The sequence below is a fragment of the Moorena sp. SIOASIH genome, assembly GCF_010671925.1.
In the GTDB taxonomy this organism is placed as follows: Bacteria; Cyanobacteriota; Cyanobacteriia; order Cyanobacteriales; family Coleofasciculaceae; genus Moorena.
Genome location: NZ_JAAHIH010000010.1, coordinates 177,142 through 189,936, shown reverse-complemented (window position 1 = coordinate 189,936; position 12,795 = coordinate 177,142). Strand labels below are relative to the sequence as shown.

Sequence of the window (12,795 nt, the reverse complement as noted above, 5' to 3'; positions counted from 1 at the left end):
TAAATTTTAACAAATAAAATTTAATTTTGGTAAAATTTATTGATGATTAATGTTAAGGCTTGGCATGGTTAATTTTTATTCATTTAGATTTTTTTTGTTATGGTTTGATCCAACTATTTAAACTCTTTATATTATTTAGATGATGAATAATTTTGCTTGAACTATCCCCTAATAGGTAATTCGGATTTTTTTTTGGTTGTATTAATTTGAGAGTGACATTAAGTATAGTAGCCTTGGTATTCAATAACATTCATAAATTGACCAACCTTGTGATATCGGATTAAACCTAAGACTTTGAACAAATTAATCAAGCGTAATTATATGATATAATTAGCCCCAATAAAAAAAAAACCGGAGCAGCTTTTCTCGGCTGGTAAAACATTTATTGGCCATAAATGTTAACTAAGCACAGTTATATTTCATTGATTGTGGTGCTCATGAGAGACATAAATCAAATCCCTATTGCTATTGATACTAATAATCAACCAAGCATGAGCGCCTCAAAGCGTTCCGTTGAGCTAAGTTACTTATTATCCATTGGCTCGACTTCCCCCTTAGCCAAATGGGGTTTTATAGCCCCGATCACCCTATCACTCTTGTTAGGTGTTGCTAGTCTGAAAACAGAACCAGCCCATGCTCATTTTTCGGGGCTATGTCCTAGTCTTCCGGATCAAATTGTTTCGGAAAAACCTCTTAGCCCTAAGAGCGAAACGTCGAAACCATCACAGAATAATGTCTGGAGCAACACAGACCAAGACCGGCTGGACAGGTTCAACTCTACCAATTTGTCTGAAAAGGCCCAGGAGGACTGGGCTGTTAAGGATTCATGCAGGAGGATGAGGGCTAGGTTTCAAGCAAACCCTAACAGCCAATACTACTCGGTTAGTAGCGGACAAGAATTTGGTTGTGGCTACACAAACGGAAGCTGCCTGAGGTACTTTGATAGGACTGTAGGTTTATCCAAGCAATATGACCCTAAGAGCTTCTACCCCAGTGAAGATGATTGGGTATCGATTGAGCCTAAGAAGCTGGCACAAACCAACTTTGAGGAAGCACCAGAGCGTCCATTAATTCCAGAGATTGAGCCTAAGGATGATAATCCGTTAGCTCCGACCCTAAACGTACAAGGTGCCTTTCTGAATCAGGTAGACACATCAGCGAGACTACGGCTGCAAGGAACTTATCCCCTTTCTCCCCATGCTTTGTTTGGTGCCACAGTTGATCTCACCACTGGGGATGGCTTTTCCGACACCGAAGAAACGGGATTAAGTCTCAATGAACTTTACTTTACGACTTCTGTGCCTAGCTATTCTAATCTGCGCTTTGTGGTTGGTCTAATGGATTTGACATCTTATTTTGACCGCAATAGCTTTGCTAAAGATAGTACGACCCATTTCTTTAACCCGGTGTTTCAGACGAATCCTGCTCTGGCAGCAGCAGGTATAGCGTCCCGTCCGGGGGTGCTGCTCAACTGGAATTTAACCGACAACCTGGAAGTAAGAGCTGCGGGCTTTTCTTCAGACCGAGACCTGGATGATTTTGCGTTTGATGGGTTTTCTTCAGAGCTAGCTTTCCGGGTAGGTACAGCAATCATTCGGGGAACTTACCTATCGGCTCGGGATGCTCAGAAAGATGGATTCCAGGAAATTTTTTCTTTGAACCGAGGGGATAACGAGTTTGGTCCGAAGTCCTCTGACCGCGAAGAAGCTTACGGGATTAATGGAGAACTATATATTCCTGCTCTCAAGATGGGACTGTTTGGGCGCTATGGTTGGTACGAAAATCTTGATTTAGATGAAAGCGGGGATACCTACAGTGTCGGTCTGAACCTCTTAGATTTGTTTATGGATGATGACCGACTAGGGCTTGGCTATGGTCGGCAATTGTCTAATGATGACTTGCGCCGGGACCAAGGTAATAAAGTACCAGATGTTTGGGAATTGTTCTATGACGTGCGTGTTTCACCTAATGTGCGTGCAGGTGTGACTTTGCAAGGACGAGATGAGTTTTCAGATACAATTCTTGGTGTTCGAGTCAGGGCTGATTTTGATGTGAGTGATCTCTGGGATTGAGTGCTGAGTGCGTCAGTGCTGAGTGCGTCAGTGCTGAGTGCGTCAGTGCTGAGTAATGAGTAATGGGTAAAGCTACTCACCAATAGAATTGCTGAGATAGATAGAACATAGACACTGATTCATCCTTGATAGTTCATCCTTGATAGTTCATCCTTGATAGTTCATCCTTGATAGTTTATCCTTCATCCTTGATAGTTCATACTTCATTCTTCATACTTCATGCTTTTGACCAATGAATAACAATTCTCTTGGCAAAAAAAATTTCCACTGGCAGCGTTGGTGGATCTTTTTGATGGTTTTTGGGTTAGCAGGAGTATTAATCTTCAGCCCAGTTGAATCGGTGGTACCAGCGCTCCAAGCACAAGTTACTTCTGCAGTACGCCGAGGTTACTCTCTGTTAAATAAAGGATGGGTGGATAATGCGATCGCAACCTTTGAACAAGCTCTAAAAGGCTCTCCCCAATCGAAGGAAGGGAGGTTAGGTCTAGCGATAGCGTATCAGCGAGCAGGGCGAGATGCAGATGCTTGGGCTGCTTATCAACAAGTCCTAGCCATCGACCCAAACAATAAAGAGGCTCTGGAAGCGGTAGGAGAATTGGGAGGTTATCGTGCTGAATGGCAGGCGGATGGGATTGAAGCCTTAACGACTTTATTAAACCTAACTCCTAATGATACTGGTGCTCGTGCTCAGCGGGCTTTACTGCTTGGCTACCAAGGTCGTTTTCCGGAAGCCCTAGATGATTATGAAATTGTGCTGGAGAGCAATCCGACACCAGAAATCATTGTTGGTGCTGCTCAAATCTATACCTATAGTGGTGACTATCAGCAAGGGCTAGAGCTATTTGATCGTTACCAAGCTAGCGGTAAGCCAATTCCGGGAAATGCAGCGGGAGCCTATGCTCTGGCTCTACGAGAAACTGGCAATCCTGCTCAGGCGGTAAAGGTATTGGAAGCTCAGCTGAATCAATTTTCCCAATTCTATGGCAATGATAGCTATCTACGGGCTGATTTAGCTCAAGCTTATCAAGCCTCTGGGCAACTGACAGAAGCTTTGTCTGTCCTAGAACCGTTGCGAGGGAGGGATGAGGCGGCTTTACCCTTAGCCCGAGCCCTTTCAGAAATTGGTCGTCGTGAGAGTCGCTCTGACCTAACCGAAGACGCGGTTACTCTCTACCGTCAGGTACTGGCCTCAACACCAAAGCCATCTTTTGCTTTAGTCAGGGAAGTGGCTGATGTGATGAGTGAGGTACCAAGCCAGTGGGCATCAGCTCTACGGCTTTATCAGCAGTTGACCGAGGAGCAGTCGAATAACCAAAGCTTGTTGGTGAAGTCGAATAACCAAAGCTTGTTGGTGAAGCAGATTATTCTAGAAGGTAAATTGGGTCAGTTATCCCGAACTCAACGGCGACAGCGGCTGCTTGAGATAACCCAAACCCTACCGAGTGAACCAGCTCAGCAGCGAGATTTAGCCCAAGCTTTGTTGCGTCTAGACCCTCCTGACCCAGAACTGCTGAGTGTTTACCAAGATTTGCTGGCTACAGGGGTAGATGTACCCTTTTTGCATTTCCGTGTTGCTCAGATTTTGATAAAGCAGAATCGACTAGCCCAGGCAACAAGTGCGATTGATAGTTACAGGGCAACGTCTACTGGTGGATCTGACCAGAGTACGGAATTATTGCTAGCAGATATTGACCGTCGCCAGGGAAATCTCAATGCTAGTATCCAGCGGTATCAGAGAATTATTCAGAGTAATCCAAATAATAATTTGTTCAATGGTGCTTTGCGGGGGTTAGCGGGAATCTATATTGCCCAAGGTGATCCACAGAAAGCTCTGGTTATCTATGACCAGCTGGTATCTCGCGATCCCAATGATTTATTAGCCCAGCTGGGGCGTACTAGTGTGGCATATCAAACTAAAGGTATTGACCAACAGGAAGCGGAAGGGGTACTCAATCAATGGCTACAGACTCAGCCTTCTATTGATCCACCGCCGGAATTGTTGAGTTTAGTGGGTGCTTTGCCTGCTGACCCAGCACGAGAAACCCTGTACATTACTCTACTAGAGGTCTCACCAGATAATGCTCCTGTACAATTGCGACGACTACAGGTTTTAGCACAGCGAGAGCCTAAGTTAGCTAAAGCTGAAATAGCTGAGTGGATTGCCGGTAATCCTGATAATATTGATGCCTATTTTGTGCAGGGAGAATTGGCTATGGGATTGAGAGATTTGCGATTAGCTAGCAACGCTTACGAAGAAATTTTGGAACGGGAGTCTGATAACATTGGTGCCTTACTAGCATTGGCAGGGATTAGCTTTACTCAACAGCACTATGCTAAGGCAACGGGGTTTTATAAACAGATACTAGAACTGGAGCCAAAGAATTTATCGGCTCGCCAAAACTTGGCTGAATTAAGTGTTGCCCAAGATTTTCCGTTTACAGCCCTCCAACGGTTTGAAGGACTCAACTCGGAAGAGAAAGAGTCTACAGGGAGAGCTAATTCTAAGCTCGATAATCGCATCCTGCGGCTGGAGGTGGATATTCTGAAACGGCGAGGTTTTCAGCCTTATTGGGAGCGGTACTAATGTAAGTATTCAGCAGTCAGCCGTCAGCGGTCAGCTTATTTTATTCAAAATCACCGATTGCGCTACGCGCATTAGCTGATAGCTGATAGCTTAAGTACTAATACCCTGTTAATTTAGTTTTTAGGGTTAGAGCAAGATGTTAGATTTTAGGTGTTAGCTTTTAGGTGTTAGGTTTTAGTCCTTATTAAAGCCTAGCACCTGATAGCATTTCGAGCACTACAATAATTGTTATTTGCTAGGATAAGTTACTTTGGTTCGTTCTAATTCTTCAACCAAAATTACTGGAATTGGACTGGTTTCTAACACTGCCTGAGATACGGAACCGACCAGCACTTGCTGCCAGGGTTGATGTCCCCGTTTTCCGATCACTATATCTGTTACTTGATGCTCTTGGGCTATGCGAACAATTTCTTCGGGAATCGAACCGGTTACGGTAATAAACTGATGCCTAATATCCAAGAGCAAGCGTTTGGTTTGGTTCTGTAACTGCTTGACTTCTGGCTGATTTGATGTGGTGATCACATGTAAAACAATAACTTCCCCATTACTTCGTCTTGCTAAATCTGCTACTTTAGTTAATACCTGGGTGGCTAAACTAGAGGTATCGACAGCGGCTAGTAGGAGAGTATGAGACGCAACGCTTACCTTGGTGGGGTCTACAGGGTCTTGGGATAAGAGTTTAGGGGCAAAGGTGGGAATTGCCCAAGCCCCTAGGGGTGCGGTAATCAAAATTGAGAGGGCTGCGATCGCTAAAATTGTCTGACCTCCTTCTAGCCCTTGACTCAAGGGAATACCACCAATCGCTGCTTGTACTGTGGCTTTTGCGGAGTTTCCGGGTAACAAAAACAGTTTCTCTCGCCAAGTCCAATTACTCCCCAATGTGGAGAGATACCACCCGACCATCCGACCGATAAATAACCCAATTGCGAGGATTACAATGCCAGGTAACAGGGTTGTTTCTAATACCCGCAGTTGAATACTGGCTCCCATCAAGACAAATAGAAGAATTTCTGCTACTACCCATAGATGGTTAAATTCCACCCGCAAGCGTCGTGCTAAGGGAGGGTCTAATTCTATTAGGAAAAATCCCATTGCCATGGTGGCTAAATAGCCAGAAAAGTATGGCATAGTTTTAGCTAACACTACCAACAATAAGGCAAGTGCTGCGGTAATTAAGGTATCTTGGACGATAGTTTCGGTCCACTTTTGTTTGGTTAATAGGAAAATAATTAACTGAGCAGCGATATATCCAATTAAGACACCAAGGGCGACCTGGATCAGAACTTGCAGGGGCAGGAACTGGAGAGCATTACTGTTGATTGTTCCCTGTGCCAAGAAATTCACCATCAAACTGAAGAGTAGCAATACTAGGACATCGGATAAGGCACTCCCAGTTAGAATCACATCTGGTATCCCTTTAGCTACGCCCCAGCCTAAACTCTTGAGTCGCAGCATTCCTGGCACAATCACGGCGGGGGATTCTGCTCCGACTACACAGCCTAGGAGTAATCCAGTGGGAAAATCGAAATTAAACAGTATCATGGCAGCAACAGCTACTGCGATCGCTTCGGTGATGGCGGGCAAAAAGCCTAACCTTACCGCAACAGTTCCTTGTGCCATGAGTTTCTCAATATCCAATCCCAGTCCTGCCCGCATTAAAATGACCATAACTGCGAAGGTGCGTAGGTCATCAGCAATAACTAGGACTTGTGGTGCGATCGCATCCCCCACTTCTGGTCCGATCAGGATACCCACCACAATCATGCCAATCAAAGGAGGTGCTCCCAACCGACGGGCAAATTGACCCCCAAAAAAGCCCATCAATAAGATCCAAATTGTACTGCCTAGCATCCGAAATGTTTGCGCTCGTATATAAAATGTAATTACTTGGTAAGCATTCAGCTATCAGCTATCAGCTATCAGCTATCAGCTATCAGCTATCAGCTATCAGCCAAAGGCCAAGCTACGGAAATGGCCACGCTAGTGTTCGCGCAGCGTGCGCGTAGCGCAATCGGTACTTTTGAATAAAATAAGCTGACCACTGACCACTGACGGCTGACGGCTGACGGCTGTTCGCGCAGCGTGAGCCTTAGGCTGACGGCTGAATGCTTACATTACTTGTCGCTCAATTATGAAAACACAGTTCATTCGGATTGGCAATACTTGATATCAGTGGTTATGAAAATCAAGCCTAACCTTGCTATTACTTTGGCTACTTTACTGCTATCAGTTGAGGGGGCAATTGCTCAACCTAATTCATCATTTCCTAACGCTACACCACCGACTCCACTACTGTCCAACCAACAACGCGAGGAAGTGGAAAGGTTAATTAATGATCATCTAGAGAAAAGTTATACAATTCGCAATCATATCCAATCGGAAGTTCATCGAACCTTTGACTGGACGATTAACCTGCTCAACCTTTTAATTACAGTACTAATTGCCATGCCTATTGTTACTAGTCTGGCAGTGCTCTTGCTACGTCGTAGCATCATCAACCAATTAGTGTCTGAGACGCAAAAGCAATTCCAAGAAGAAGCTGAACAAAAAATAAAAGAGCAAATTGATGCTGAAGTCACTACGGAATTAAAACGACAAGTTGAAGCTTTCAAGCAGGAGCTGGAAACCCTTAAATCTGATTTAGTTTCTCAACTCCAGCATCTAGTTGTGGCTGCTCAACATGAGAAAGAGCAGATTTTTAACGAAATTTCTCGAATTACTCCGTCCATTATCCAAGAAGAATTTGTTGCTCCAGAAGTCCAACAAAAACTGGAAGAGCTAACTAAACAGCTGGAGTCGTTAAAGTCTGCCAATCCCCAGCTTTATTTAACGGTTGATGACTATATCAATCAAGGGCACGCTCTCTGGATTGAAAATCGCTATGAAGATGCGATCGCATCCTATGAAAAAGCGCTTCAGCTCCAGCCAGATTCCGATGTGGCTTGGTCAGGAAAAGGCCAAGCCCTGCAGAGATTAAAGCGATATGAAGAATCCCTCGCTGCCCATGCCGAGGCGATTAAAATTAATCCGAACAACTTTAGGAGTTGGTTTGGACAAGGTTATACTCTCAGATACATGGAACACTATGAAGAAGCACTGATTTCCTATGATCAGGTTATTCAGATCAACCCAGATTTTCATCATGCTTGGAACCATAGAGCCTATGCCTTGATCAAACTTGGTCGCTATGAAGAAGCCTGGGACAGTTTGGAAAGAGTACGGCAGCTAAAATCAAATTCATCTAATCTTTACTACAACCAAGCTTGTTATTATGCCTTAAACGGTGAGATTGACTCAGCAATTGCCAGTCTAGAACAAGCGATGAGTTTGAATGATAGACTTAAGTATCTTATTAATATTGAGGCGGATTTTGACATGATTAAAGATGAGCAACGGTTGCAAGACCTAATTAATCGATAGATATGACCATTGTATTTATAGCAATTCTCATTACGAGTGAGCGACATTGCTTATCCTTTTAAGGCAAAAGGCATGCATGGCTATTGGCAAAAGGCAATAATAAAGAGAGTTTTAAGGGAATCAGCGTCAAAACATCCCCTAATCCATCCGTTACTCCATCTGCTCCATATACTTGAATGTACAAGTTACCGGTTTAATAGCTTAGTTTTTTGTAATTTGGTAACTTATAGCACATTTCTTCTATTGAATCTTGTCCAGCCAATTCCCAATTTCTAATTTTTCAAGCCAAAATATTAAGTAATACCATGTTGCATTCCTTGGGGTAACTATGTTTAAGGTTGACCGTTGAGGGTTAAATGTTAACTATTAATAGTCAAATACTAGTCAAATACTAGTCAACAGCAACGGTAATCCTATCAGTAAATTACTACTTTGACCGGCACTTGGTATAGGCCAGTTAAATGGGTGACTACAGCATAGAAGGAGAGTGACCGTGACAACCCTTAAAAAATTAATCGACCAAATCAAGACAGAGTTATCTGACGAATTCAGTGAGCGGTTGCGCAAAATGCTGATGAACCAGGATAAAGAGTGGTTAGTAGAGCAGATCATCTCATTAACCTTGAGCCGAGACAACCAATTGGTCTGTGGGATACAACCGCCAACTACCCAGAAGCTAGCTCTAGCGTTAGAAGATAAAGAAAGAAAACACCGGGCTAGACTTGAACGCATCTCCAAGATAGAGCTTGATGAGGACAAACTAGCCCAAATTATCAAGAGGTATAAGAGACTAGATCGGGAGCAACTTGAAGCAGAAGGATACCTAAATAATCCCCCTCAAAAAGGGACAGCCCTAATTACTAACACCGAAAGGAGTAGTAAGGGTAACGAACTTTTGCTTGAAGCTAAAGATGTATTTTACGCACTGCTCTTTGGGGATGAAGATACCAATGTTCGATTTGATCGAGTAGAACGGGAACTGTTGACGCTGATCGTACCAGAGCATAAATTCCACGTTATAGACTTCATGGTAGCCGTAACCCAAATAGGAGGAGAAGGAACCTGGACAGATCCTAATAATGTCTCCAATGATGACCGGGAAAAAAATATTATCTTGCAGACGGAATACGGTGAAGTCAAGAGCGAACTGATTAGTGAAGGTTTACTGGCTACTGTGAAGATGATCAATAATCTTGAAATTAATGAACAGGTACTTTATTTTAGGATGATAGATGTGGAGCAGAGTTCATTGATTGCTTAAATGATTGAAAACTTAAACAAGTCTCTGGCAAATAGTAAACTGCATTAGTCAAGTACATTACTCAACTGGATTAAACGTTTGATAGTTGCCTCCTAAGGCTTCCACAACTGTGTGAGTATTAGTGATTAACATTTTAATGTAAGTATCAGCTTCACTACCTGGTACACCTAAGGAATCAGAGTATAATTCTTGTGGCGCTAACTTCACTCCAGCTTCCTGGGCCACAGTGTTGATCAAAGCTGGGTTAATCGTGGTTTCGGCAAAAATCACCGGAACCCCAATTTTTTTGATAGCGTCTGCCAAACCCTTGACAGTCTGAGCACTGGGTTGTTCCTCAGTATTCATGCCAATTAAGGTTCCAGCCACTGGTATGCCATAGGCACGAGCATAATATTGAAAAGCATCATGAGTTGTGACTAGGTAGCGGTGCTTCTGAGGAATAGTTTGAATCTGCTGGATAATCCAACCATCAAGCTTTTTCAATTCAGCAGTTAGCTGTGCTGCATTCTTGGTAAATTCTTCCTTGTCCTCTGGTGAGAGTTCAATCAACTGATCCCGAATGGCATTGACCATTGCGATCGCATTTTTAGCATCCCCCCAAACATGAGGATCCGGTTCCTTCTTTCCTTCGTATTCAAAATCCAAGGGTGACACCACTTCCCCAACCGCAAAGCTCTTGACCTTAACCCCAGCAGACTTAATCAGCTTAATCAGTGCTGGTTCTAGATTGTAGCCATTGTAGAAAATCAGATTTGCTTGTTCCAACGCTATAGTATCTGCTGGGACTGGCTCATAGACATGGGGATCTGCTCCCGGTTTTAGGATACCCGTCAGTTCAATTTCATCTCCTCCTACTTGTTTCGTCCAGTCAGTAATGATAGTGCTAGTGGTAACTACATTCGGCTTATCATCGCCATCAATACCACTCTGCTTTGTTCCGGTGGTATCACACCCACTTATCCAGACTCCTAAAATGATTACTACTGTTAGCCACCATTGGGGCTTTCTAGTCTGGGACTGAGTAATTATTCTCAACCGCTTTGCTCCAATTCAAAATTATCAATTCAAAATTCAAAAATACCCCACGAAGGAATTCAGGGGATTGAAACAGCGATCCAGCCCGGTCTTGGGGGTTCCCCCCATGAGCGACTGGCGTTCCACAGGGCAAACAGCAGTGCGGACGCAGGTGACCCACACAGACCCATGCGCCATGAGCAACTGGCGTGGAAACCCCCTCATGAAGGCGCTACATGCCTAAGAAACTGGGTTTGCAGCATAAGTCTTATCATATTCTTTTCATTTTTCATGGTAAACTATTTTCATATTTGTTTCATTTTTTGTTTCCGGAACCCTCTATGCCAGATGCTGCCTCGGTTCATCACCTTGCTTCTCCTAAGAGGAAACACCAAGCTGGATATAGCAATCTGTCCCAGACAGGAACCATTACCCTGAGGCAACTGGGTGTACACTACCGCCTAGTAGAAGCACTCAGGGATATCAACTGTGAGATCAAACCAGGACGATTAACCGGAATTATTGGTCCTAATGGTGCAGGGAAAAGTACTTTGATGAAAGCCATGCTGGGGTTAGTTCCCACTGCCACAGGCAAAGCTATGTATCAGGGAAAACCCTTGATAGAACAGTTAGAAAATGTGGCTTATATGCCACAGCGGACGCAAATTGACTGGACTTATCCCGCGACTGTCTGGGATGTTGTGCTAATGGGTAGAGTCCGCAAAACAGGATGGTTTCGTCGCTTTTCTACGGTATCCCGGCGGATCGCAGCAGATGCAATTGAACAAGTTGGCATGAGTGATTACCGCAATCGTCCGATTGGACAGCTATCGGGAGGACAGCAGCAACGGGTTTTTCTCGCTAAAGCATTAGCTGAACAAGCAGATATATTCTGTTTTGATGAACCGATGGCTGGTATTGACAAAAAAACTGAAGCTGTAATTTTTACTATCCTCCATCAACTCGCCGATGCCGGAAAAATTGTGCTAGTAGTTCACCATGATTTGGGAGAAGCGATGACTCATTTTGATGATTTGATTTTGTTGAATCGGGAGTTAATTGCTAGTGGCTCTAGGCAAGAGGTATTGAGTGCAGCTAATATGCAACAGGCTTATGGTGGTCAAGTCGTTTTTTGGTTAGATCCAGTTGCTGTAAAGTGAAAGAAGGCAAAAGGCAAAAGGCAAAAGGCAAAAGGCAAAAGGCAAAAGGCAAAAGGCAAAAGGCAAAAGGCAAAAGGCAAAAGGCAAAAGGCAAAAGGCAAAAGGCAAAAGGCAAAAGGCAAAAGGCAAAAGGCAAAAGGCAAAAGGCAAAAGGCAAAAGGCAAAAGGCAAAAGGCAAAAGGCAAAAGGCAAAAGGCAAAAGGCAAAAGGCAAAAGGGGACTGGGCTCTATTTTTTTTATTTGATTTCACTAATATACACTTTAAATGCACAAGATATTACCGAAAATTATTCTATGCTTGATTAACTCTTGCCTCTTGCCTCTTGCCTCTTGCCTTTCCTGAAGGAGTATGTTCACAAATCACCTAAAAATGCTATATGTTAGAGGTTTTAATTGAGCCGTTGCACTATGGGTTTATGCAGCGATCGCTAATTACTGCGGTTTTAGTGGGCATCGTTTGTGCGGCAGTTGGTAGCTACCTCATGGTACAGCGACTTGCGTTACTCGGAGATGCTATCAGTCATTCTGTACTACCGGGATTAGCGATCGCATTTATGATCGGTGCTGACATTTTTGTGGGAGCGTTTATTGCTGGAGTGGTTAGCACTGTGGTGATTACTTGGATCCGGACGCGATCGCAAATTAAAGAAGATGCCGCTATGGGGATTGTGTTTTCCGCTTTCTTTGCCCTAGGCATCACCTTAATTACGGTGATGCAGAAAGATAACAAAATTGACCTCAATCACTTCCTATTCGGCAATATTTTGAGTGTCACCAATGAAGAAGTCATCAATACAGCCATTATCACCGCGATTGTACTATCAATCATTCTCCTGCTGTACAAAGAATTAATGTATTATACCTTTGACCCATTAGGGGCAAAAGCAGCAGGTTTACCAACCAACTTGCTGAACTTTGGTCTGATGATCTTGATTGCCTTGACCATTGTCGCTAGCCTCAAAGGAGTTGGAGTGATCTTGGTGCTAGCCATGTTAATCACACCAGGAGCAACAGCTTATTTATTAGTCAATCGGTTACACCAGATGATGATTTTGGGTTCAGCCCTTGGGGTAGTAGCTAGTATTACTGGTATGTACCTGAGTTATTTTTTTAATCTGCCTTCTGGACCAGCAATTGTTTTAGTAGCTTTTGGTTTATTTATGCTGGCATTTTTATTTAGTCCCAGTCAGGGAGTGTTAACTCATCCGAATACTCAGTTAGGACAATCACAAATTTGGCAGGAAATTAAGAGGTTGTGGCGTTGATATAGCATTTTTATTTCAG

At 43.6% G+C, this 12,795-nt stretch carries 10 protein-coding genes; 7 read left to right on the top strand and 3 right to left on the bottom strand.

Translation table 11 applies throughout. The annotated features are described in order from the left end of the window. Positions 1-437 precede the first annotated feature (437 nt). Positions 438-2,072, top strand: a complete 1,635-nt coding sequence (locus F6J90_RS41630; protein WP_293108268.1) for a hypothetical protein — start codon at positions 438-440, stop codon at positions 2,070-2,072. Positions 2,073-2,304: 232 nt separating this feature from the next. Continuing rightward, positions 2,305-4,656: a tetratricopeptide repeat protein gene (locus F6J90_RS41625; protein ID WP_293108265.1), complete on the top strand. Its 2,352-nt coding sequence runs from the start codon at positions 2,305-2,307 to the stop codon at positions 4,654-4,656. Positions 4,657-4,884: 228 nt separating this feature from the next. On the opposite strand, the gene F6J90_RS41620 is transcribed toward F6J90_RS41625, so the two are convergent. Next, entirely contained in the window at positions 4,885-6,507 is a 1,623-nt protein-coding gene (locus tag F6J90_RS41620) for a cation:proton antiporter (RefSeq protein ID WP_293108262.1), read from the bottom strand. Positions 6,508-6,834: 327 nt separating this feature from the next. Between F6J90_RS41620 and F6J90_RS41615 the strand changes: the two genes are divergently transcribed. After that, a complete protein-coding gene (locus F6J90_RS41615) occupies positions 6,835-8,076 on the top strand; it encodes a tetratricopeptide repeat protein (protein ID WP_293108259.1) in 1,242 nt (413 codons plus the stop codon). Between the two features lie 58 nt (positions 8,077-8,134). On the opposite strand, the gene F6J90_RS41610 is transcribed toward F6J90_RS41615, so the two are convergent. Beyond that, entirely contained in the window at positions 8,135-8,260 is a 126-nt protein-coding gene (locus F6J90_RS41610) for a hypothetical protein (protein WP_293108256.1), read from the bottom strand. Positions 8,261-8,569: 309 nt separating this feature from the next. Between F6J90_RS41610 and F6J90_RS41605 the strand changes: the two genes are divergently transcribed. After that, on the top strand, positions 8,570-9,337 hold the full coding sequence (locus F6J90_RS41605; RefSeq protein WP_293108253.1) for a hypothetical protein: 768 nt from the start codon (positions 8,570-8,572) through the stop codon (positions 9,335-9,337). 57 nt (positions 9,338-9,394) lie between these two features. Here the strand turns inward: F6J90_RS41605 and F6J90_RS41600 are convergent, their stop codons facing one another. Continuing rightward, entirely contained in the window at positions 9,395-10,372 is a 978-nt protein-coding gene (locus tag F6J90_RS41600; RefSeq protein ID WP_293108250.1) for a zinc ABC transporter substrate-binding protein, read from the bottom strand. Positions 10,373-10,692: 320 nt separating this feature from the next. On the opposite strand from F6J90_RS41600, the gene F6J90_RS41595 reads away from it, so the two are divergent. The 3 genes from F6J90_RS41595 (at position 10,693) to F6J90_RS41585 (ending at position 12,776) form a co-directional block, all read left to right on the top strand. Next, positions 10,693-11,511, top strand: a complete 819-nt coding sequence (locus F6J90_RS41595) for a metal ABC transporter ATP-binding protein (protein ID WP_293108247.1) — start codon at positions 10,693-10,695, stop codon at positions 11,509-11,511. Then, positions 11,508-11,813 carry a hypothetical protein gene (locus F6J90_RS41590; RefSeq protein WP_293108244.1) on the top strand — a complete coding sequence of 102 codons (306 nt, stop codon included), beginning with the start codon at positions 11,508-11,510 and terminating at the stop codon, positions 11,811-11,813. The genes F6J90_RS41595 and F6J90_RS41590 overlap by 4 nt, the downstream gene beginning before the upstream one ends. Before the next feature lie 75 nt (positions 11,814-11,888). Further along, on the top strand, positions 11,889-12,776 hold the full coding sequence (locus F6J90_RS41585) for a metal ABC transporter permease (protein ID WP_293051113.1): 888 nt from the start codon (positions 11,889-11,891) through the stop codon (positions 12,774-12,776). Positions 12,777-12,795 lie beyond the last annotated feature (19 nt).